This window comes from Enterobacter cloacae complex sp. GF14B (assembly GCF_004136805.1).
GTDB classification, from domain to species: Bacteria; Pseudomonadota; Gammaproteobacteria; order Enterobacterales; family Enterobacteriaceae; genus Enterobacter; species Enterobacter hormaechei_C.
The window spans coordinates 81,952-102,388 of the sequence record NZ_QFRV01000007.1 but is presented as its reverse complement, the minus strand read 5'-3'; the positions used below and the strand labels follow the sequence as shown (position 1 = coordinate 102,388).

Below are 20,437 nucleotides of genomic sequence, written 5' to 3'. Positions count from 1 at the left end.
CAGCAACAACCAGGATCGCGCCGTCCATCTGCGCAGCACCGGTGATCATGTTTTTAACATAGTCGGCGTGGCCTGGGCAGTCTACGTGTGCGTAGTGGCGAGTCGGGGTGTCATACTCAACGTGAGAGGTGTTGATGGTGATACCACGAGCTTTTTCTTCTGGTGCGTTATCGATCTGATCGAAAGCACGAGCAGCACCGCCGTAGGTTTTAGCCAGTACGGTAGTGATTGCAGCAGTCAGGGTAGTTTTACCATGGTCAACGTGGCCGATAGTACCAACGTTGACGTGCGGTTTTGTACGTTCAAATTTTTCTTTAGACACGGCTATATTCCTTACTATAGTGCTCTCCCCTTCGGAGAGAGCACGGGACTTAGGTTTTAATCCTGTGGATTACTTACCACGGGCTTCGATAACGGCCTGAGCAACGTTGTTCGGCGCATCATCATACTTCAGGAATTCCATAGTGTATGATGCACGACCTTTGGTCAGAGAACGCAGCTGAGTTGCATATCCGAACATTTCAGACAGCGGAACTTCAGCGTGGATCTTAACGCCAGTTACTTCGGATTCCTGACCACGCAGCATACCGCGACGACGGCTCAAGTCACCGATAACGTCACCGGTGTTCTCTTCAGGAGTTTCTACTTCAACCTTCATGATCGGCTCAAGCAGAACTGGTTTTGCTTTCTTAAAGCCTTCTTTAAAGGCAATAGACGCAGCCAGTTTAAACGCCAGTTCAGAGGAGTCAACGTCGTGGTAAGAACCGAAGTGCAGACGAACACCCATGTCTACAACCGGGTAACCAGCCAGAGGACCAGCTTTCAGCTGCTCCTGGATGCCTTTATCAACGGCAGGGATGTATTCGCCAGGAATTACACCACCTTTGATGTCGTTGATGAACTCGTAACCTTTCGGGTTAGAGCCCGGCTCCAGTGGGTACATGTCGATCACAACGTGACCGTACTGACCGCGACCACCAGACTGCTTAGCGTGTTTACCTTCAACGTCGGTAACTTTCGCGCGAATCGCTTCGCGGTAAGCAACCTGAGGTTTACCCACGTTCGCTTCAACGTTGAATTCACGCTTCATACGGTCAACGATGATGTCCAGGTGCAGTTCACCCATACCAGCGATGATGGTCTGGTTAGATTCTTCATCAGTCCATACACGGAATGATGGGTCTTCTTTCGCCAGACGGCCCAGAGCCAGACCCATTTTTTCCTGGTCAGCTTTGGTTTTTGGTTCAACTGCGATGGAGATTACCGGCTCAGGGAATTCCATACGCTCCAGAATGATCGGGTGATCCGGGTCACACAGAGTGTCACCAGTGGTCACGTCTTTCAGACCGATAGCAGCAGCGATGTCGCCCGCACGAACTTCTTTGATCTCTTCACGTTTGTTAGCGTGCATCTGTACGATACGGCCAAAACGTTCACGCGCCGCTTTCACGGAGTTCAGGATGGTGTCACCGGAGTTAACCACACCAGAGTAAACGCGGAAGAAGGTCAGGTTACCCACGAATGGGTCGGTAGCAATTTTGAACGCCAGTGCAGAGAATGGCTCTTCATCACTTGCGTGACGCTCAGCCGGAGTATCTTTACCGTCGTCCAGGATGCCGTTGATCGCAGGAACGTCAATCGGGGATGGCAGGTAGTCAACTACCGCATCCAGCATCGCCTGAACACCTTTGTTCTTGAACGCAGAACCACAGGTTACCAGGATGATTTCGTTGTTCAGAACGCGCTGACGCAGAGCAGATTTGATCTCTTGCTCAGACAGTTCTTCACCACCCAGGTATTTTTCCATCAGCTCTTCAGAAGCTTCTGCTGCGGATTCGATCAGGTTCTGGTGCCATTCGTCAGCCAGGTCCTGCATCTCTGCCGGGATATCTTCGTATTCGAAGGTAACGCCCGCATCTGCTTCGTTCCAGTTGATGGCTTTCATTTTCACCAGGTCGATAACGCCGGTGAAACCTTCTTCAGCACCAATTGCCAGCTGAAGCGGAACAGGGTTCGCGCCCAGACGGGTTTTGATCTGGCCAACAACTTTCAGGAAGTTAGCACCCATACGGTCCATTTTGTTAACGAACGCGATGCGTGGAACTTTATATTTGTTTGCCTGACGCCATACGGTTTCAGACTGTGGCTGAACACCACCAACTGCGCAATAAACCATTACCGCGCCGTCAAGAACACGCATGGAACGTTCTACTTCGATGGTGAAGTCAACGTGCCCTGGGGTGTCGATGATGTTTACGCGATGCGGTTCGTACTGCTTAGCCATACCTGACCAGAATGCAGTAGTCGCTGCGGAGGTGATAGTAATACCACGCTCCTGCTCCTGTTCCATCCAGTCCATGGTGGCTGCGCCGTCATGAACTTCACCGATTTTATGGTTTACACCGGTGTAGAACAGAATACGTTCGGTAGTAGTGGTTTTACCGGCGTCGATGTGCGCACTGATACCGATGTTACGGTAGCGTGCGATGGGTGTTGTACGAGCCATTTGATTCCTCGTTTATATCTTTAGGCGTTCAGTTAAGTTACCCAGAGCGGGCGGCTTCTCTGAAGCGCCCGCCTGGTGACTACGACTCCGAAGGGATTACCAACGGTAGTGTGCGAACGCCTTGTTGGCTTCTGCCATACGGTGAACGTCTTCACGTTTCTTAACTGCGGTACCTTTGTTTTCCGCAGCATCAGAAAGTTCGTTCGCCAGACGCAGAGCCATGGATTTATCACCGCGTTTACGAGCAGCTTCAACGATCCAACGCATTGCCAGAGCATTACGACGAACCGGACGAACTTCAACTGGAACCTGATAAGTAGAACCACCAACGCGGCGAGACTTAACTTCTACAGTCGGGCGCACGTTGTCGAGAGCGACTTCGAAGGCTTCCAGTTCATTTTTACCAGAACGCTGAGCCAGGGTCTCCAGCGCGCTGTATACGATTGCTTCTGCGGTAGATTTTTTACCATCTACCATCAGGATATTTACAAATTTTGCCAGCAGTTCTGATCCGAATTTCGGATCTGGAAGAATTTTACGCTGACCAATGACGCGACGACGTGGCATGGGATTACTCCGTTGTTAATTCAGGATTGTCCAAAACTCTACGAGTTTAGTTTGACATTAAGATAAATCAGTTTGGCCTTACTTAACGGAGAACCATTAAGCCTTAGGACGCTTCACGCCGTACTTGGAGCGAGCCTGCTTACGGTCTTTAACACCTGAGCAGTCCAGCGCACCACGAACGGTGTGGTAACGAACACCCGGAAGGTCTTTAACACGACCGCCACGGATCAGGATCACGGAGTGCTCCTGAAGGTTGTGACCTTCACCACCGATGTAGGAAGTCACTTCAAAACCGTTAGTCAAACGCACACGGCATACTTTACGCAGTGCGGAGTTTGGTTTTTTAGGAGTGGTGGTATATACACGAGTACATACGCCACGTTTCTGCGGGCAGGCTTCCAGCGCAGGCACGTTGCTTTTTGCAACTTTGCGTGCACGTGGTTTGCGTACCAGCTGGTTAACTGTTGCCATTAAATAGCTCCTGGTTTTAGCTTTTGCTTCGTAAACACGTAATAAAACGACCTCATACAATATGAGGACGCGAAATTTTAGGGCTACGTCGAAAAGGTGTCAAGAAATATACAGCGATCTCAAATCACCAGTTCATTTGACTGGCGTGCGTCACAGTAAGATTGACGAAATCAGTATAGCCAACCACGTCAATTTTGGCTGAAATTTGACCAGAAAGACCCCGCGCATCCAGATCCTCTTTCAGCGCAGAGACTGTTATGGGGGCATTCGCGAGGATTTCAACAAAACGGCTGCCTTCAAGCGCCGCGAGCACGCCATCCTGAATCAGCAGCAGATCATCACCTTCGCGCAGCATGCTCAGTAACGTGTCGATATCGCATTGCCACGGTGAACGGCTCAGGGTATGGAGCATGGCAGCCTCAGAAAGTCAGAACGGTATCGTAGTGAGAGAGTTGTTCGCGCAGCGCAGCAGATGTCAGGATCGTCACGTCCAGCACGAACGGTGTTTTCTCGTTTAACCCACGCGCGGCCAGCGAGTCGGCGCACACATAGAAGGTTTCAATGTCATAGAGCGGCAGAACTTTAAAGGTCGCAATGTAGTCGCGCGCAAGAATGGCCTGCGGTTGTTGGCCTGCCAGAAGCTGGAATACGCCATCGCCTAAAAAGAAGACGCCGATATCTTCGGTTAATGCCGATGTCGCGAGCAATGCATCCAGCCCTTCCCGGCCTGAAGCGCTGCCATGCGGCGCAGAAGTAAAAACAAACGCTACGCGCTTCATCAAAATTGCACCACTCTGTCGCAGGTCAACGCCGCCTGTGCCAGGGCACCTAGACCACTGAGGGAAAAGCCCGGTTGCAGGTTAACCCCCGCCAGACCAAGGCGTTCGGCTTCGGTCGCATCCGTCACGCCGCGACGCAGTGCCGCCGCGACGCAGATATGCAGGTCAACGCCCTGCGTTTCGTTTAATTTTTGCCAGGCGCGCACAAGGTCAAACTCATCGCTCGCCGGGGACGTAAACTGGTTCGCGTTATAGACCCCTTCACGATAGAAGAAGACGCTTGCGAGTTCATGACCGGCATCAAGCAGCGCATGGGCAAACTGTAGCGCGCTGCTGGCCTGCTGGGTACCGTACGCCGGGCCCGTTACCATTAACGCAAAACGCATTACTTGTCTTGTCCCAGAAAGTCGCCGCTTTTGAACTGGCGAATATAGAGGTAAACCGTGTGTTTGGAAATATTCAGGCGATCGGCCACCTGGTTGATGGCATCTTTGATATCAAAAATCCCTTTCTCATAGAGGTTCAGGACGATCTGACGATTCTTGGCGTTGTTGGATACGTTGCGATCGGCATTCACCTCTTCAATGGTGAACTCCAGCGTCTGGGTCACGAGATCCTCAACCGAAGAAGCAAAGTTCACCGATGAGCCCACGTCCGGCGTTTCTGGCGGGATGAAGGTGCTCATGATTTGCGAGAATGGCACATCAAGGTTCATGTTGATGCACAGCAAACCGATTACCCGGTGTTCGCGGTTTCGAATCGCGATCGTTTCTGATTTCATCAGCACGCCGCTTTTGGCGCGGGTGAAATAGCATTTTGAGACGCTGCTGTCCGCGCCGGTCATGTCATGCAACATACGCAATGCAAGGTCGGTGATTGGCGAACCAATTTTACGGCCAGTGTGCTCACCATTCGCAATGCGGATAGCGGAACACTTAAGATCTTGCAGGGAATGCAATACGATTTCGCAGTGGGAACCAATGAGCATCGCTAACCCGTCCACTACCGCTTCGTAGGATTTCAGAATATCGAAGTCGGTCTGATCAAATGGACGTTGATCCAGCAAATCAAGTTCACTGGTTTCGTTGGTTAAAAGCGACCTGGACATGAAAAAAACACTCCTTTTCAGGAGCCTGTCGTTAGGTTTTCAGGGCAGGCTCATTATCTACACGGACAACTAAATTAATACAGCGTGTATAACGCTTTCCAGTGTTAATTATATCTGCCCCACAATAAAAAAACCGCCGCCTGTAAAGGCGGCGGTTTTTTTCAGCATTACTTCTTAGCTGCTGCGGCTTTGTCGTCAGCCGGTGCGTCTGTTTTCGCATCCGCTTTCGGCGCCGGTTTGATGTCCAGCAGTTCTACATCAAATACCAGCGTGGAGTTAGCCGGGATACCCGGAACGCCGGTTTTGCCGTAAGCCAGATCCGGTGGGATGACCAGCTTGATTTTACCGCCTTTCTTGATGTTCTTCAGGCCTTCGGTCCAGCCCGGGATCACACCATCCAGACGGAAGGAGAGAGGCTCACCACGGGTATAAGAGTTATCGAACTCTTTACCGTCGATCAGCGTACCTTTGTAGTTCACCACAACGGTGTCGCTGTCTTTAGGCGCGTCGCCAGTACCTTCTTTCTCAACCTTATAGATCAGGCCAGTAGAAGACGTTTTAACGCCTTTCTCTTTAGCGAACTTGTCGCGGTAGGCTTTGCCTTTCGCTTCGTTATCTTTAGCATCTGCTTCCATCTTGGTCTGAGCGGCGCCTTTCACGCGCGCTTCAAACGCTTGCAGAGTCTGCTCGATTTCCTGGTCAGACAGTTTGCTCTTGTCTGCGAACGCATCCTGGACCCCTGCGATCAGCTGGTTTTTGTCCAGTTTGATGCCCAGTTTCTCTTGTTCTTTCAGAGAGTTTTCCATGTAACGACCCAGAGACGCGCCAAGTGCGTAGGCGGATTTCTGGTCGTCATTTTTGAATGCCGCTTTGCTGTCTGTAGTCGCAGCAGGCTTCGCAGCAGTATCAGCAGCGAAAGACAGCGGCGCATTGAGCGCTACAGCCATAGTGGTCGCCAGCAGCGTAACTTTAAACAGTGATTTCATCCATATCTCCAGGACCTGAGGTCTCTCACCCCAGTGTTAAACGTAAATGAGTGACGTACTATAAAACGTTGTGGAAGAAATCTACAGACAGACTCCCCCGAATGTCGCTTCTTTTCAGACTATTTTTGTTTAAATAAGTTTCTTGTCAGGGAGATGGATACTGTGCTTAAGGAAAAAGTCAGCTAAACTTCGCCGCCGCTGGTCCATTATGGCGAACGACAGATAAACGAGGTGAATGATGAAGGATACAACGATCGAAGCGAGACTGGCTGAGCTGGAAAGCCGCCTGGCTTTTCAGGACATCACCATCGAAGAACTGAACCAGACCGTGACGGCCCATGAGCTTGAAATGGCAAAACTGCGCGATCACATGCGCCTGCTGACGGAAAAGCTGAAGGCCACGCAGCCGTCAAACATTGCCTCTCAGTCAGAAGAGACGCCACCACCTCATTATTGAGGCGTAAAAAAAGCGGGATTATCCCGCTTTTTTATTTTCCGCAGTACGGAATCAGTGGCAACCGCAGCCGCCGTTACCGCAACCACCTTTACCGTGGCCGTGGTCATGACCATGGTCGTGGCCGTGACCACCGCAGCAGCCGTCATGGCCGTGATCGTGGTCATGGTCGTGACCGTGCGCACCGTGAACGTGGCCATGAGCCAGCTCTTCTTCAGTCGCTTCACGGATCGCAACAACTTCTACGTTGAACTTCAGGTTCTGACCCGCCAGCATGTGGTTGCCGTCAACCACAACGTGGTCGTCTTCAACTTCAGTGATTTCAACCGGAACCGGACCCTGGTCAGTTTCCGCCAGGAAGCGCATGCCAACCTGCAACTCGTCAACGCCCATGAATACGTCTTTAGGAACGCGCTGAACCAGGTTGTCGTCATACTGACCGTAAGCGTCGTTCGCGCCTACAGCAACGTCGAATTTGTCGCCAACTTCATGGCCTTCCAGCGCCGTTTCCAGGCCGGAAATCAGGGAACCGTGACCATGCAGGTAGTCCAGCGGCGCACTCACCGGAGACTCATCAACCAACACACCGTCTTCTGTACGTACCTGATAGGCCAGGCTGACCACCAGGTCTTTTGCTACTTTCATGATATCTCCTGAGCGTGGGAAAATTGCTGGCGCAGATTGTAGCGGAAATCTGCACCCGTGTACCCTTAAGCTTAAAAAAACTCAGAGCATATCGCTAGTCTGGATGAAAAATGCCGATCACTTGCTCTTCTTTGCGAACATGATCGCGGGCTTCTTTGTCGGCCTCACGCATCTGGTGGCCGCACTTAACACATTCAACGATATCGATATTATTTTCACGCCACATGGCCAGCGTATCTTGCGCCTGGCAGGATGGGCATTTTGCGCCCGCGATAAAGCGTTTACGTACAGCCATCTTTCGTTACCCTTTATTCAAATTCATCCCAGCCGTCGAGCTGGCGTCGTTCCTGTTGCATCTCACGCTGGAAGATCTCCTCCAGTTCGCGACGCGCTTCCCGCACGCGGGAGATCTGCGCCGTGTCGCTGTGCACGGGCATCAGTTCACGCAGCATTCGCATATCCAGCCTGCGGAAATGCATCTGGGCGCGTTGCGCCTGATGAGGATGCATACCCAGCGAAACCAGCGCCTTGCGTCCCAGCTCCAGCGCGCTGGAGAAGGTTTCGCGGGAGAAGTGTTTCACACCCGCCTGCAAAAGTTCGTGAGCCTCCACACGTCCACGCGCACGCGCCAGAATATGCAGATGCGGGAAATGCTGCTGGCACAGCTCCACCAGCTTCATCGTGTCTTCCGGATCGTTGCAGGTGATGACGATGGACTCCGCAGCCTCTGCGCCCGCCGAGCGCAACAGCTCAAGCTGCGTCGCATCGCCGTAGTACACCTTATAACCATATTTGCGCATCAGGTTGACGGCGCTGATATCGCGCTCCAGCACCGTAATGCGCATTTTATTTGCCATCAACAGGCGACCAATCACCTGCCCGAAGCGGCCAAAGCCCACGACGATCACCTGCGGTTTATCATCTTCCACCCACGGCGCTTCGTCTTCATCGTCTGCGGGATTCAGGCGGCGCGACAGCAGTTTGTCCACCAGCTTCATCAGCAGCGGGGTGGTCATCATCGACAGCGTGACCGTCACCAGCAGCAGCGCCATCTGGTCATCTTTGAACAGCTTCTGAGACGACGCCGTGGAAAACAGCACAAACGCAAATTCTCCCCCCTGGCTTAACACGCTGGAAAACTGCATTCTTTCCGAGCTGCGCAGCCCGTAAATCCTCGCGAGGAGATACAGCACCAGCGTTTTGACCGCCACCAGCACGGCGACACTCGCAATAACCCACAGCAGATGGGTATAGAGCACGCCAAGATTAAGCGCCATACCCACCGAGATAAAGAACAGCCCTAGCAGCAGCCCCTTAAACGGATCGATGGCGGTCTCCAGCTCGTGGCGGTACTCGCTTTCCGCAAGCAGCACCCCGGCGATAAACGTCCCAAGCGCCATCGACAGCCCCAGCGCATCCATAAACAGCGCTGAGCCAAGCACCAGCAGCAGCGTTGCGGCGGTGAATACCTCGCGCACGCCGGATGCTGCAATAAACCGGAATACCGGACGCAGTAAAAACCGTCCGCCGATCAGCATCCCCGCGAAGGCCAGCACCTTCATGGAAATCTTCATCCAGTCGAAATGATCGTCTCCGGATCCCGCCAGCAGCGGCACCAGCGCCAGCGCCGGGATCACCGCTAAATCCTGGAACAGCAGCACCGAAAAGCCCAGTTGCCCCGCCTCGTTGCGGTTCATCCCTTTGTCGCGCATCAGCTGAAGCGCCATCGCCGTCGACGACATCGCAAGACCGATCCCGCCAATCACCGCGGCCTGCCAGGAAAACTGCGTCAACATCAGCAGTCCCGCGAGTATGGCCGCGCTGAGTAACACCTGCGCCGCCCCGACGCCAAAAATAGATTGCCGCAGCTGCCACAGCTTGGAGGGGTTCAGCTCAAGGCCAATGATGAACATCAGGAAGACCACGCCCAGTTCAGAGAAGTGAAGAATTTCATCCACATCGCTGATAAACCCAAGCCCCCAGGGGCCAATGGCTATCCCCGCCAGCAAATAACCCAGCACCGCGCCAATGCCGAGACGCGCGGCAAGCGGGACCGCGACGACGGCGGCGAACAAAAACAGCACCCCGGCAAGGAGTAAATTCGAACCGTCCATTAGCGTCCTCCCGCCGGAATCGGTGACGCCAGCCATTCGCCATAGGCCCTGGCATGGCTCGCCAGCGCTTTCGGATCCTGCCGCCGTGCCCAGTAGATAATAATCGGGCTCATCCAGTGCATACGGCACATCGCCGCCGTCAGCTCAAACGGCCGCAGAATGTCGCTCATGGGGTAACGGTTAAGCCCGTCGTGACGGTAAGCGCTTTCCGGCTCACCGGTGGTAATGACACTCCGCCAGTACTTTCCCGCCAGCTGGTTGCCCCCCACCCCGCTGGAGAAGCCCCGGCTCAGCACGCGGTCCAGCCACTCTTTCAGCAGTGCCGGACAGCTGTAGGTATAAAGCGGATGCTGGAACACAATCACGTCGTGCTGACGCAGCAGTTCCTGCTCGTAAGGAATATCGATAAAAAAATCGGGATAGTGCGCGTAGAGATCGTGCACCGTTACGTTACTGAGCTGTGTGGCCGGCTTAAGCAGCACCCGGTTCGCCACCGAGTCCTGTGATTCCGGATGGGCATACAGCAGCAGCACTTTCGCTGTCTGAGACATCATTCCCCTCCCGGTTCTGTTTTTGTGTATTGTTGTCGTTTTGGGCTACCATGGCGGCCCGGTGGGGAAAATGGCCCACACCTTACATTATCATAATGACAAATTAACATAGTCGGAACATACGGCGCTTCTATGATTGTTTTCTCCTCGTTACAAATTCGTCGCGGCGTGCGCGTCCTGCTGGATAACGCGACTGCTACCATCAACCCGGGCCAGAAAGTGGGGCTGGTCGGCAAAAACGGCTGCGGTAAATCCACCCTGCTGGCACTGCTGAAAAACGAGATAAGCGCGGATGGCGGTAACTTTACCTTCCCGGGCAACTGGCAGCTCGCCTGGGTGAACCAGGAGACGCCCGCGTTGAGCGAACCCGCGCTCGACTATGTTATCGACGGCGACCGTGAATACCGCAAGCTCGAAGCAGAGCTCAACGCCGCCAACGAACGCAACGACGGCCACGCCATCGCCACCGTCCACGGCAAGCTGGACGCCATCGATGCCTGGACCATTCGCTCCCGCGCCTCCAGCCTGCTGCACGGCCTGGGTTTCAGCAACGAACAGCTTGAACGCCCGGTGAGCGATTTCTCCGGCGGCTGGCGTATGCGCCTTAACCTGGCGCAGGCGCTGATCTGCCGCTCCGACCTCCTGCTGCTCGATGAACCCACCAACCACCTCGATCTTGATGCGGTTATTTGGCTGGAGAAGTGGCTCAAGAGCTATCAGGGCACTCTGATTCTGATCTCCCACGACCGCGACTTCCTCGATCCGGTGGTGGATAAAATCATTCATATCGAGCAGCAAAGCATGTTCGAATACACCGGCAACTACAGCTCTTTCGAGCGCCAGCGCGCGACGCGCCTTGCCCAGCAACAGGCGATGTATGAAAGCCAGCAGCAGCGCGTGGCGCACCTGCAAAGCTTTGTGGATCGCTTCAAGGCCAAGGCGTCAAAAGCCAAGCAGGCGCAGAGCCGCATCAAGATGCTGGAACGCATGGAGATGATCGCCCCCGCGCATGTGGATAACCCATTCCACTTCAGTTTCCGCGAGCCGGAGAGCCTGCCGAACCCGCTGCTGAAAATGGAAAAAGTGAGCGCGGGCTATGGCGATCGCATTATCCTCGACTCTATCAAGCTCAACCTGGTGCCAGGTTCACGCATTGGCCTGCTGGGGCGTAACGGCGCCGGTAAATCGACGCTGATCAAGCTGCTGGCGGGCGAGCTTAACCCGGTCAGCGGCGAAATCGGCCTGGCGAAAGGCATCAAGCTTGGCTACTTCGCCCAGCATCAGCTGGAATTTTTACGCGCGGATGAATCGCCAATTCAGCACCTGGCTCGCCTGGCGCCGCAGGAGATGGAGCAAAAGCTGCGCGACTACCTCGGCGGCTTTGGCTTCCAGGGCGATAAGGTGACTGAAAATACAGCGCGTTTCTCCGGCGGTGAAAAAGCCCGTCTGGTGCTGGCGCTGATCGTCTGGCAGCGTCCAAACCTGCTGCTGCTTGATGAACCGACCAACCACCTCGATCTCGACATGCGTCAGGCGCTGACCGAAGCGCTGATTGAGTTCGAAGGGGCGCTGGTTGTCGTGTCGCACGATCGCCACCTGATCCGCTCCACCACCGACGATCTCTATCTGGTACACGGCGGCAAAGTCGAACCGTTTGACGGCGACCTGGAAGACTACCAGCAGTGGCTGACGGACGTGCAGAAGCAGGAAAACCAGCCGGAAGAGTCAGCGAAAGACAACGCCAACAGCGCCCAGGCGCGTAAAGACCAGAAGCGCCGTGAAGCGGAGCTGCGCACCCAGACGCAACCGCTGCGTAAAGAGATTGCCCGCCTCGAAAAAGAGATGGAAAAGCTCAACGCCACGCTTGCTGCCGTCGAAGAGAAGCTGGGCGACAGCGAACTGTACGATCAGAGCCGCAAAGCGGAGCTGACGGACTGTCTGCAAACTCAGGCGAAAACCAAATCCAGCCTCGAAGAGTGCGAAATGGCATGGCTGGACGCGCAGGAACAGCTGGAAGCGATGCTGCAAGCCGACTAACACGCCGGGAGGGTTATGAGCTTCGATACCACGAGCGAGATTACATTCCGTAAGCTCAGCATCTTCATGACGTTCATGGAGAAGGGCAATATCGCACGTACCGCCGAAACGCTCGGCCTGAGCGGTGTCAGCGTGCACCGCGCGCTGCATACCCTCGAAGAGAACGTCCGCTGCCCGCTCTTTGCTCACAAAGGGCGTAACCTGATTGCCCTCCCCTCCGCATGGACGCTGCTGGAGTATTGTCAGGAGGTGATGCAGGTGATGGAGCGCGGGCTGGAAGAGTCGCGCAAGATCGCCGGTATCGGCCAGGGACGGTTGCGCGTCGGCACGCTCTACTCGCTGACGCTGGAAACCGTGCCGCGCCTGATAATGGGCATGAAGCTGCGCCGTCCGGATCTGGAGATGGATCTGACGATGGGCTCGAACGAAACCCTGCTCCATATGCTGGATGAGGGATCGCTGGATGCGATTTTAATCTCTATTTCCGAAAGCGATATCGACCGTAACAGCCTCGAAGTGCTTCCTCTGTTCCATGACGATATTTTCCTTGCCGCACCGGCTTCTGCCACGCTGAATACCAGCGGCCCCGCCGATCTGCGTGATTATAAAGATCAGAAGTTTGTCGCCCTCGCGGAAGGGTTCGCCACTTACGCCGGGTTTCAGGAAGCGTTTCATATCGCCGGTTTCGAGCCGGAGATTGTGACGCGCGTGAACGATATCTTCTCGATGCTGAGCCTGGTGCAGGCGGGGGTCGGGTTTACGCTGATGCCGGGCAGGATGAAGAAAGTGTACGAAAATTCGGTGCAGCTACTGAAGCTGGCGCAGCCGTACCAGATGCAGCAGCTGATTGCGATCGTCTTTGCCCGCAACCGCGAGCAGGATCCGAGCCTGCGGGCGCTGGCCGCGGAAGGGCGGATGTATGCCAGAAGTTTGCAGGATAGTGCCTGATGTTATTGCCCGGTGGCGCTACGCTTACCGGGCAAAAAGTCACCGCTGAAGCCGACCCGCCAGATGCACCGCCACGTCCACTCCGCTGCGCTCCAGCGAAATGGATTCGCCTTCCCACGCCGCCTGCCGCGTCAGACAGGTCAGAATACCCCCTGGCGGCATCTCAATCGCCAGACGTGCTTCGCGCTCGTTAGCGGAAATCACCGCCTCCTGCCAGCGCACGGTTCGCGCCATATTCATCGCCAGGTCGTCGGCAATTTTCTCTGGCTGCCAAAGCACGCGCCCGGTACTGCCGCTCAGGTACGCGCAGCGGGGGCGTGAAAGCGTGACTGATTCAAACGCTGCGGCCAGCTTCTGCGCCGGTTCCGCCAGCAGTTCACAGTGCGACGGTACGCTTACCGCCAGCCGTTTGGCCTTGTTCGCGCCCTTCGCCAGCGCGCGTTCGGCTACCTGCGCCATGCCGTCATCGGCTCCGGCAATCACGATCTGCGTTTCGGCGTTCAGGTTAGCGATATAGGTTCCTGTCCCCTGAATCAGGTTTTCCACCTGGGGCAGGGTCAACCCCATTATCGCCGTCAGGCCGTAGCCGTGGGGATACGCCTGCTCCATCAGATCGCCGCGCAGCGCCACCAGCTTCAGCGCGTCCGTAAAGTCCAGCACACCGGCGATAACCGCCGCAGGATAAGCGCCAATGGACAGACCGCTGACAATATCCGGCGACACGCCGCGACGTTCCAGCTCGCGCGCCCAGGTCACGCCTGCAATCAACAGCGAAAGCTGAACCGCGCGGGTGTGGGTTAACGAGGATGCGCTGTCCAGGGTATCGACTTCCGCCCCCAGCACAGCACGGGCCTGCTCCAGCTCCGTTCCCGGCAGGTTTTGCAGCATACCTTCGTGCTGTGTGCCCTGCCCCGGAAAGGTAAACAATATTTTCATTACTCCTCCCTGTGCCATGGATCCGCTACCAGGCGCGGCCCATATTGCGTTTTTAGCAGCGTTTTGCCGTCGCGTAACCATTCCGCCAGCGCGAATCCGCCCTCGGGCGTATCCACCTGTGTATCCGCCCGGCACAACGCACGACTGAGCTGAGCCTGCCAGTCAGTAAACGCCTCAGGGGAAACGGTACACGGGGCGCGGATCAGCAGATCGAGATCGCTGTCGGCGTGGATCACCGGAATGCCGGTCGCCAGCGCGTAACCCGTACTGCCGGTTATCCCCCACGTCCACGGCCATGACTGCTGCGCAAGCTGAAGCGCCACCTGAACCGGCGGCTGGGTGATAAACGGCGAACGCAGCAGGTCGGCGGCAACGCTCAAATCTTCGGGCGACACCACGCGCAACACGTTCTCAGGCTTCACCCATCCGGCCGCCCGCTGGTCGCGGCGCAATCCGCGCACGCCAACGGGAATACGGCCTTCATTATCAACATCACGCCGTACCACTACCGGTAGCCCGGTATGCCAGGCCGCGTCCACCCAGGATTCAGTAATCCCTTCCAGGGCGTCGCGCGCGGTAAGCCAGATGAGGTCGTGTGGGCGTAATGTTGTGGTCATGATTACATTCCTGAAGTCAGCGAGATAAACAGCGGCAGCGACAGGATACACAGTATGGAGCTCAACAGCAGCACGGCTTCAGCATCCGGCGACTGCACGCCAAAGCGGTTACCGAACACCACGCCAAAGAAGCCCGCAGACAGCGCAATCATCAGGATGGCGGTGATAGCCACGGAGCCGTGCAGACCGAAGATTAAAACGATACCCCAGGCAATCGCTGGCTGGATCAGCAGCTTGGCGATAGTAGAAGTGATCACCATGGTGTTGATCTGGAGCTTACGGGCAGAGAGGATCACGCCGGTCAGGAACAGCGCCGCAGCGGTCGCGGACAGTCCCAGCGGTTTAATCGCCGCCAGCACCAGCTCCGGCATTGTGATGCCGATAGCGGACAGGATCACACCCAACAGCGGGCCCATCACGATCGGTTTTTTAATGGAGCGCCACATCAGCACCGGCAGCATGGAAAGCGTTGAACCGGAGTTATTGCCTTCGGCGCGGGCTTTCTCACGCTCCAGAATCAGCAGGCAGAACGGGGTCATCAGCACCGAACCACAGGCGATGGAGACCGCCACGGAGAGAGAAGTAGAAGAACTTTCACCCAGCACGCTGCCCAAAATCGGCAGGCCGAGCGCCGCATAGTTTGGCAAGGCGACGGTGAGCGTCAGCACGGCCGCATCCTGCGGGGATTTTTTAAATACGTTTGTCGCGAGGAAGTAGATGACCGCATAGGTGATCCACATCGCCAGGGTGAGCACCAGGATCAGCGGCGACTGCGCCACGATGCCGGTCCACGGGGTTTGCACGGTGGCGCTGAATAGCGCGGCCGGGAGTGCAAAATCCATCACGAAGATATTCAGCAGGGAAACATTTTTGTTATCGACCATCTTTGCCTTACCGGCCCAGAATCCCAGCAGCATGATGACGAAAATCGGTGCAAGAGCATGAACAATTACGTAAGTCATAAATCACCTGTAGTAAAAAAGTTTAAGCACTGGCGCGATGTTTATTATTTTCAGGATGCAGGTTCCCGCGTGGACGCAACGGGCGCGCCCACGGGGTGATGCATCTGGCAGGTCTCTTTTTACTTACCAGCTGGCTCGCATACGTTCACGTACGAGCGCTGAGCTGCGGCGGTTGTCAGCACCCAGACGGTTTTTCAACGTGGTGTCCTGACGAGCGTCACTGATGGCCTGTTGCAGGGTGGTTTTCACCCGCGTCAGATCGCTTTCGGAAGGGGCATCCGGATTGCTGATATCCAGCAGGTCGGAAAGCAGCCCCAGCGTGGCGTAGTTGCTGATGTCGTACGCCATTGGCGGGATGGTTGCCGCCAGTTTTTCCAGCGCCTCAACGGTACGCAGCGTAATGCGCGCCGCAGACTCTTTGCCCATGGCGTGGATCAGCACGCCTTTATCGTTGAAGGCAATCAGACGGTTAGCCTGGTAGCCGTGCGCCAGAAACGCGCCGGACATGGCCTTACCGACGATAAGACCAATCACCGGATGACCTGCCAGCCGCGCATTAGCGTAGGCGGCAGCGGCGCCGGCCAGCGCCTGGTGGATGCCAAACGCCTCTTCGCGACGGCCATAGGCCTGGCTTGGGACATCGATCACCGCCACAATCGGGTGCTTCACGGCTTTATCTGCATCAGCGGCGACGGTTTCGCTGACCACTTTTGCCAGCGTCCAGCCTTCCAGCAGGCCGACTTCCCCTTGCGCCGCGCGCGGGAAGTGGTTGTTGGCGTCCGGCACCACGGCGACAAAACGCACCGTTTCACCGTTCAGCTCGCCGTCTGCGGCCTGCACGGACGGGCATAACCCCTCCAGACGTTTCGCGTTCGGGGCCAGAGTTTCCAGCCAGAGTTCGCCACGGCTAATTGAGTTAGTCATCATTTCACCTCCCGGGCAAAAAGCGCTTTAATCTGTTCGGCATCGGCCTGTTTGCGGGTGTCGAAATTCGTCAGACGGTTCAGATAATCGTCGTAGTTATCGGTGCGATGTTTCGCCGGTACGCCTTTGGCGATGGCCTCGTTCATCGCGGCTTTCACCGCGTTCACGCCGTCGCCGACGAGCGCGTCCACCAGCCCGCTTTCATAGCGCACTTCGCCGCCGGTCATGCTCCAGATAAACGGACGGTCGCGGGAGTCGTACTCTTCAATGCCCGCTTCCTGCTCAATAACCTGCGGGCCGTTGAGGCCAAGACGCGCTTCGCGGGTCACAATCAGATAGCTGCACAGCGCCGCGGCGATAGACATCCCGCCGAAGCAGCCTACGGTCCCGGCGACAATCCCGACGACCGGGGTATAGCGACGCAGGTCAACGATCGCGGCGTGGATATCGGCAATCGCCGCCAGGCCAAGGTTGGCTTCCTGCAAACGTACGCCACCGGTTTCGAGGCACAGTACCGCCTGAGTCGGAATGCCGTTGCGGTTATCTTCCGCCGCCAGCTCCAGCGCCGCCGCCATTTTGGCGCCGGACACTTCGCCCATGCTGCCGCCCTGGAAGGTGCCTTCAATCGCCACCACCACCGCAGGCTGGCCGTTGATGGTCCCTTTCGCGACCACCATGCCATCATCAGCCTGAGGAACAATCCCCTGTGGCCCAAGCCATGGAGAAATAATGCCTTCGAACGGATCCAGCAGTTCGCGGTAGCTGCCGTCGTCGAGCAGCGCCTGTGCACGCTGGCGCGCTTTTAGTTCGATAAAGCTGCTGTCATCACGCATGATTCACCCCTTCAAAGACCTGTTCGATACGAATGCGTGCCACGCCCGGCGTCGCGCCGAAGTCGTGGATGGTCAGCTTACCTGCGGGCAGGCTGCTGACGGTTTGCAGGCGGTTGAACAACGCCTCCCAGCGCCCGCGGCTGTTGTCGACGGAGGTGGTGATATCAATGGTTAAGGTCTGGCCCGGTTCGGCGGTGAAAAGCACCTCCATATCCCCGGAACCGACTACCCCTGCCAGCGCCCTGCCGCTTACTTCGCGGCTGGCGGGCACGGTCAATGTGATTTTTTCCATAACATCCTCTTAATGCTTTGAATAGGGCGTTTCGACGCGGTCAAGAAACAGCGTGGCGGCAAGCAGGTCTGCGGCTCCGCCCGGCGAGGCGTTAAGCGCCAGCATCTGACGGTCTAACCGCGCCAGCGCCTGCTGCCCGGCGAGCGTTGCGCATCCTCCGGCGTTCAGCACTGCACGGGCGCCGTTCTGCATGGCGTCCAGCCCCTCCATGCCGGCGCGCGACAGCACGCAGGTGTCGGTGAGCGAGGTCATGATCGCCATCAGCGCGTCGAGTCTGGCCTGCGTTTCGCTGCTGCCGTTGAGACGGCTGAGGCGAAGCTGCGGCAGCGCGCGCTGCATGATGTGCGGAAACGCCTGCTGAGCCTCTTCACGCGCACCCGGTACACGGTAGCGGTGCGTGACGCGTAACCCCTTGCTGAACACTTTCGGCGCCGCGTCATCCGGCAGCTTCGCCAGCTGAGCGGCGATGTTCGCGACGGTTTGCGCCCGGGCATCGCCGCCCAGCATCGCCACCGCGCTCACCAGCAATCCCAGCGCCCAGATCGCACCACGGTGCGTGTTCACGCCGTCGGTAGCGACCATCATCTGCCGTTCACCTTCGCGACCCAGGCGGCCAACGGTTTGCCGGAGGGCAATATCCGCCGGACGCTGCCAGCTCTGCTGCGCCAGCGCCTGAAACGTGGGGGTCAGGCTGCGAGCGGAGCGCTCCATCAGCGCAAGCGATAAATCGTGGTGCGCGCCGTTCCCCCGGCTGTCCACCAGACCGGGCTTCGGGCTTAAACGTGCTTCGTCAATCAGACACTGCGTGGCGGTTCGCGCCAGCCATTCGGCACCGCCTTCAACCTGGATCTGGGGCAGAAGTTTCATTACCAGCTCCGGAATTTCGCAGGTGGGTTATACAGACCACCGGACCACTCAACGAGATCAGCCACGCTGCCCGCAGCCAGCAGAGAGCGAGTGGCATCGGTACGACGAATGCCCATATCTTCCGGATACACAACCTTGCCGCTCTGGCGCAGTTCCGCCACGCGTTTGGCGTCAACGCCCAGACCGATATCGGTGATACCCGCCACGGCGGCGACCATGGCGCGACGCTCTTCCAGATCTTTCGCCCGGTAGAGGTAAGCAATCCCCTCTTCCGTCAGCACGTGGGTGACGTCATCGCCGTAAATCATGACCGGCGCCAGCGGCATACCGGAGGCTTTCGCGACGTCAACAGCGTCGAGTTTTTCCACGAAGGTTGGCTTCACGCCCGCCTGGAAGGTTTCCACCATCTGCACAACCAGCTTTTTACCGCGCTGCATCGGGTCAGGCTCGGTGATCATGTTCAGCCAGGCCGGTGTGGCGTGGCGACGACCGTGCGGATCGTGGCCCATGTTTGGCGCGCCGCCGAAGCCGGAAAGACGGCCGCGAGTCACGGTTGAGGAGTTAGCGTAACCATCAACCTGTAGCGTGGAGCCGATAAACATATCGACCGCGTACTGACCAGCCAGCTGACAGAAGGCGCGGTTAGAGCGCATGGAGCCGTCAGCACCGGTAAAGAACACGTCCGGACGAGCGCGGATGTACTCTTCCATCCCCAGCTCGCCGCCGAAGCAGTGGACGCTCTCCACCCAGCCGCTTTCGATGGCCGGGATCAGCGTTGGATGCGGGTTCAAAGTCCAGTGTTTACAGATTTTGCCTTTGAGTCCGAGCTGTTCGCCGTAGGTTGGCAGCAGCAGTTCGATCGCTGCGGTATTAAAGCCAATCCCGTGGTTCAGGGACTGCACCTGGTGTTCGGCGTAGATGCCTTTAATCGCCATCATCGCCATCAGGATGTGTTCCTGTTTAATCAGGCGCGGGTCGCGGGTGAAGAGCGGCTCAATAAAGAACGGCTTGTCCGCCACCACCACGTAATCGATCCAGGAGCCCGGAATATCGACGCGCGGCAGGTCGCACTCGTCGTCCACCAGCTCGTTCACCTGCGCGATGACGATGCCGTCGTGGAACGCGGCGGCTTCCACCAGCGCCGGGGTATCTTCGGTACTCGCCCCGGTATAGAGGTTCCCTTTGCGGTCCGCTTTAAAACCGGCAATCAGCGCCACGTTTGGCGAAAGGTCGACGTATAAACGTGAGTAGAGTTCGATGTAGGTGTGAATCGCCCCGATTTCGAGCTGACCATCCTCCAGCAGCTGCGAAATGCGCAGGCTTTGCGTACCGGAGAAGGAGAAGTCGAGCTTGCGGGCGATGCCTTTCTCAAAGATGTCCAGATGTTCGCTGCGGCCCACGCTCGGCATGATCATATGCAGATCGTGCACGATTTGCGGGTTCACTTCCGCCAGTGAACGGGAAAGGAAATCCGCCTGCTTCTGGTTGTTGCCTTCCAGAACGACTTTGTCGCCTGGTGCGATCAGTTTTTCCAGCATGGCGACAAGATCGCCGGTTGGCAGTACCTTGCCCTGCACCGGTACGGACGCCAGACGACGCGCTTTCTCACTGCGTCGGGTGTTCCATTGCCGGGTGGGTGTTTGCCCAGATAACATTATTAACCTCCTGATTCAGCACATCATTCTGATTTGCTTAACGTTGAGTAAAGTGTGCGCTCTGGTGAGAAAGGCATCAATTAAGCGTAGAGGCAAATCATTAGCCTGAGAGTAATAATCAAGGTAAATATTTGTGATCGGGATCAGTTCATGTTTCGGAAAAACGGGCTAAACGGGGTACAATT

24 protein-coding genes are annotated in these 20,437 nt (G+C 56.5%); 3 read left to right on the top strand and 21 right to left on the bottom strand.

Translation table 11 applies throughout. The features are described from left to right. From DD606_RS04380 to fkpA, 9 genes are all read right to left on the bottom strand, one after another. Window positions 1-322: GTP-binding protein (locus DD606_RS04380; RefSeq protein ID WP_000031694.1), on the bottom strand; the 322-nt coding region annotated here is incomplete at its 3' end. 69 nt (window positions 323-391) lie between these two features. Further along, entirely contained in the window at window positions 392-2,506 is a 2,115-nt protein-coding gene (fusA, locus tag DD606_RS04375) for an elongation factor G (RefSeq protein WP_022651946.1), read from the bottom strand. Between the two features lie 96 nt (window positions 2,507-2,602). Next, window positions 2,603-3,073, bottom strand: a complete 471-nt coding sequence (rpsG, locus tag DD606_RS04370; RefSeq protein ID WP_003861706.1) for a 30S ribosomal protein S7 — start codon at window positions 3,071-3,073, stop codon at window positions 2,603-2,605. Between the two features lie 96 nt (window positions 3,074-3,169). Next, window positions 3,170-3,544 (bottom strand): 30S ribosomal protein S12, encoded by a 375-nt coding sequence (gene rpsL, locus DD606_RS04365; RefSeq protein ID WP_000246815.1) that lies wholly within the window; start codon window positions 3,542-3,544, stop codon window positions 3,170-3,172. Between the two features lie 124 nt (window positions 3,545-3,668). Then, on the bottom strand, window positions 3,669-3,956 hold the full coding sequence (gene tusB, locus DD606_RS04360) for a sulfurtransferase complex subunit TusB (RefSeq protein ID WP_015571409.1): 288 nt from the start codon (window positions 3,954-3,956) through the stop codon (window positions 3,669-3,671). 7 nt (window positions 3,957-3,963) lie between these two features. Continuing rightward, complete coding sequence (tusC, locus tag DD606_RS04355; protein WP_003861700.1) at window positions 3,964-4,323, bottom strand: sulfurtransferase complex subunit TusC; 360 nt, start codon at window positions 4,321-4,323, stop codon at window positions 3,964-3,966. Continuing rightward, on the bottom strand, window positions 4,323-4,709 hold the full coding sequence (gene tusD / locus DD606_RS04350) for a sulfurtransferase complex subunit TusD (RefSeq protein WP_023323814.1): 387 nt from the start codon (window positions 4,707-4,709) through the stop codon (window positions 4,323-4,325). The genes tusC and tusD overlap by 1 nt, the downstream gene beginning before the upstream one ends. Continuing rightward, entirely contained in the window at window positions 4,709-5,431 is a 723-nt protein-coding gene (locus tag DD606_RS04345) for a transcriptional regulator (RefSeq protein ID WP_003861697.1), read from the bottom strand. The genes tusD and DD606_RS04345 overlap by 1 nt, the downstream gene beginning before the upstream one ends. A 167-nt stretch (window positions 5,432-5,598) precedes the next feature. Beyond that, window positions 5,599-6,417: an FKBP-type peptidyl-prolyl cis-trans isomerase gene (fkpA, locus tag DD606_RS04340; protein ID WP_003861695.1), complete on the bottom strand. Its 819-nt coding sequence runs from the start codon at window positions 6,415-6,417 to the stop codon at window positions 5,599-5,601. A gap of 238 nt (window positions 6,418-6,655) precedes the next feature. Here fkpA and DD606_RS04335 point away from each other — a divergent pair, with 238 nt between their 5' ends. Beyond that, window positions 6,656-6,874 carry a protein SlyX gene (locus DD606_RS04335; protein WP_003861693.1) on the top strand — a complete coding sequence of 73 codons (219 nt, stop codon included), beginning with the start codon at window positions 6,656-6,658 and terminating at the stop codon, window positions 6,872-6,874. 51 nt (window positions 6,875-6,925) lie between these two features. Here DD606_RS04335 and slyD read toward each other — a convergent pair whose 3' ends face one another. The 4 genes from slyD to kefG form a co-directional block, all read right to left on the bottom strand. After that, the gene (slyD, locus tag DD606_RS04330; RefSeq protein WP_003861691.1) at window positions 6,926-7,516 is read right to left on the bottom strand and encodes a peptidylprolyl isomerase; all 591 of its coding nucleotides are present in this window, start codon (window positions 7,514-7,516) and stop codon (window positions 6,926-6,928) included. 94 nt (window positions 7,517-7,610) lie between these two features. Next, entirely contained in the window at window positions 7,611-7,811 is a 201-nt protein-coding gene (locus DD606_RS04325) for a YheV family putative zinc ribbon protein (RefSeq protein ID WP_003861689.1), read from the bottom strand. A gap of 13 nt (window positions 7,812-7,824) precedes the next feature. Further along, the gene (gene kefB, locus DD606_RS04320; protein WP_003861688.1) at window positions 7,825-9,630 is read right to left on the bottom strand and encodes a glutathione-regulated potassium-efflux system protein KefB; all 1,806 of its coding nucleotides are present in this window, start codon (window positions 9,628-9,630) and stop codon (window positions 7,825-7,827) included. Beyond that, entirely contained in the window at window positions 9,630-10,184 is a 555-nt protein-coding gene (kefG, locus tag DD606_RS04315; RefSeq protein WP_059288194.1) for a glutathione-regulated potassium-efflux system ancillary protein KefG, read from the bottom strand. Before kefG ends, kefB begins: the two co-directional genes overlap by 1 nt. 129 nt (window positions 10,185-10,313) lie before the next feature. On the opposite strand from kefG, the gene DD606_RS04310 reads away from it, so the two are divergent. Together DD606_RS04310 and DD606_RS04305 are read left to right on the top strand one after the other, a co-directional pair. Beyond that, window positions 10,314-12,218, top strand: a complete 1,905-nt coding sequence (locus tag DD606_RS04310) for an ABC transporter ATP-binding protein (protein WP_003861684.1) — start codon at window positions 10,314-10,316, stop codon at window positions 12,216-12,218. A gap of 15 nt (window positions 12,219-12,233) precedes the next feature. Further along, window positions 12,234-13,166 (top strand): LysR substrate-binding domain-containing protein, encoded by a 933-nt coding sequence (locus DD606_RS04305; protein ID WP_023323815.1) that lies wholly within the window; start codon window positions 12,234-12,236, stop codon window positions 13,164-13,166. A gap of 39 nt (window positions 13,167-13,205) precedes the next feature. Here DD606_RS04305 and mdcH read toward each other — a convergent pair whose 3' ends face one another. The 8 genes from mdcH to mdcA form a co-directional block, all read right to left on the bottom strand. Further along, window positions 13,206-14,102 (bottom strand): malonate decarboxylase subunit epsilon, encoded by an 897-nt coding sequence (gene mdcH / locus DD606_RS04300; protein WP_045330106.1) that lies wholly within the window; start codon window positions 14,100-14,102, stop codon window positions 13,206-13,208. Beyond that, window positions 14,102-14,719, bottom strand: a complete 618-nt coding sequence (locus DD606_RS04295) for a malonate decarboxylase holo-ACP synthase (RefSeq protein WP_003861679.1) — start codon at window positions 14,717-14,719, stop codon at window positions 14,102-14,104. Before DD606_RS04295 ends, mdcH begins: the two co-directional genes overlap by 1 nt. 2 nt (window positions 14,720-14,721) lie before the next feature. Next, window positions 14,722-15,681: an AEC family transporter gene (locus DD606_RS04290; RefSeq protein WP_045894704.1), complete on the bottom strand. Its 960-nt coding sequence runs from the start codon at window positions 15,679-15,681 to the stop codon at window positions 14,722-14,724. A gap of 123 nt (window positions 15,682-15,804) precedes the next feature. Beyond that, complete coding sequence (gene mdcE / locus DD606_RS04285) at window positions 15,805-16,605, bottom strand: biotin-independent malonate decarboxylase subunit gamma (protein ID WP_045894758.1); 801 nt, start codon at window positions 16,603-16,605, stop codon at window positions 15,805-15,807. Further along, the gene (locus tag DD606_RS04280) at window positions 16,605-17,438 is read right to left on the bottom strand and encodes a biotin-independent malonate decarboxylase subunit beta (RefSeq protein ID WP_003861672.1); all 834 of its coding nucleotides are present in this window, start codon (window positions 17,436-17,438) and stop codon (window positions 16,605-16,607) included. Before DD606_RS04280 ends, mdcE begins: the two co-directional genes overlap by 1 nt. Continuing rightward, window positions 17,431-17,730, bottom strand: a complete 300-nt coding sequence (gene mdcC / locus DD606_RS04275) for a malonate decarboxylase acyl carrier protein (RefSeq protein ID WP_000411786.1) — start codon at window positions 17,728-17,730, stop codon at window positions 17,431-17,433. Before mdcC ends, DD606_RS04280 begins: the two co-directional genes overlap by 8 nt. A 9-nt stretch (window positions 17,731-17,739) precedes the next feature. Continuing rightward, the gene (locus DD606_RS04270; RefSeq protein WP_032608032.1) at window positions 17,740-18,597 is read right to left on the bottom strand and encodes a triphosphoribosyl-dephospho-CoA synthase; all 858 of its coding nucleotides are present in this window, start codon (window positions 18,595-18,597) and stop codon (window positions 17,740-17,742) included. Then, the gene (gene mdcA, locus DD606_RS04265; RefSeq protein WP_023298766.1) at window positions 18,597-20,252 is read right to left on the bottom strand and encodes a malonate decarboxylase subunit alpha; all 1,656 of its coding nucleotides are present in this window, start codon (window positions 20,250-20,252) and stop codon (window positions 18,597-18,599) included. The genes DD606_RS04270 and mdcA overlap by 1 nt, the downstream gene beginning before the upstream one ends. Window positions 20,253-20,437: the final 185 nt, after the last annotated feature.

Coding starts and splice junctions, on each gene's coding strand:
- fusA (WP_022651946.1), bottom strand. CDS start 2,506: ATGGCTCGTACAACACCCATCGCACGCTACCGTAACATCGGTATCAGT.
- rpsG (WP_003861706.1), bottom strand. CDS start 3,073: ATGCCACGTCGTCGCGTCATTGGTCAGCGTAAAATTCTTCCAGATCCG.
- rpsL (WP_000246815.1), bottom strand. CDS start 3,544: ATGGCAACAGTTAACCAGCTGGTACGCAAACCACGTGCACGCAAAGTT.
- tusB (WP_015571409.1), bottom strand. CDS start 3,956: ATGCTCCATACCCTGAGCCGTTCACCGTGGCAATGCGATATCGACACG.
- tusC (WP_003861700.1), bottom strand. CDS start 4,323: ATGAAGCGCGTAGCGTTTGTTTTTACTTCTGCGCCGCATGGCAGCGCT.
- tusD (WP_023323814.1), bottom strand. CDS start 4,709: ATGCGTTTTGCGTTAATGGTAACGGGCCCGGCGTACGGTACCCAGCAG.
- DD606_RS04345 (WP_003861697.1), bottom strand. CDS start 5,431: ATGTCCAGGTCGCTTTTAACCAACGAAACCAGTGAACTTGATTTGCTG.
- fkpA (WP_003861695.1), bottom strand. CDS start 6,417: ATGAAATCACTGTTTAAAGTTACGCTGCTGGCGACCACTATGGCTGTA.
- DD606_RS04335 (WP_003861693.1), top strand. CDS start 6,656: ATGAAGGATACAACGATCGAAGCGAGACTGGCTGAGCTGGAAAGCCGC.
- slyD (WP_003861691.1), bottom strand. CDS start 7,516: ATGAAAGTAGCAAAAGACCTGGTGGTCAGCCTGGCCTATCAGGTACGT.
- DD606_RS04325 (WP_003861689.1), bottom strand. CDS start 7,811: ATGGCTGTACGTAAACGCTTTATCGCGGGCGCAAAATGCCCATCCTGC.
- kefB (WP_003861688.1), bottom strand. CDS start 9,630: ATGGACGGTTCGAATTTACTCCTTGCCGGGGTGCTGTTTTTGTTCGCC.
- kefG (WP_059288194.1), bottom strand. CDS start 10,184: ATGATGTCTCAGACAGCGAAAGTGCTGCTGCTGTATGCCCATCCGGAA.
- DD606_RS04310 (WP_003861684.1), top strand. CDS start 10,314: ATGATTGTTTTCTCCTCGTTACAAATTCGTCGCGGCGTGCGCGTCCTG.
- DD606_RS04305 (WP_023323815.1), top strand. CDS start 12,234: ATGAGCTTCGATACCACGAGCGAGATTACATTCCGTAAGCTCAGCATC.
- mdcH (WP_045330106.1), bottom strand. CDS start 14,102: ATGAAAATATTGTTTACCTTTCCGGGGCAGGGCACACAGCACGAAGGT.
- DD606_RS04295 (WP_003861679.1), bottom strand. CDS start 14,719: ATGACCACAACATTACGCCCACACGACCTCATCTGGCTTACCGCGCGC.
- DD606_RS04290 (WP_045894704.1), bottom strand. CDS start 15,681: ATGACTTACGTAATTGTTCATGCTCTTGCACCGATTTTCGTCATCATG.
- mdcE (WP_045894758.1), bottom strand. CDS start 16,605: ATGACTAACTCAATTAGCCGTGGCGAACTCTGGCTGGAAACTCTGGCC.
- DD606_RS04280 (WP_003861672.1), bottom strand. CDS start 17,438: ATGCGTGATGACAGCAGCTTTATCGAACTAAAAGCGCGCCAGCGTGCA.
- mdcC (WP_000411786.1), bottom strand. CDS start 17,730: ATGGAAAAAATCACATTGACCGTGCCCGCCAGCCGCGAAGTAAGCGGC.
- DD606_RS04270 (WP_032608032.1), bottom strand. CDS start 18,597: ATGAAACTTCTGCCCCAGATCCAGGTTGAAGGCGGTGCCGAATGGCTG.
- mdcA (WP_023298766.1), bottom strand. CDS start 20,252: ATGTTATCTGGGCAAACACCCACCCGGCAATGGAACACCCGACGCAGT.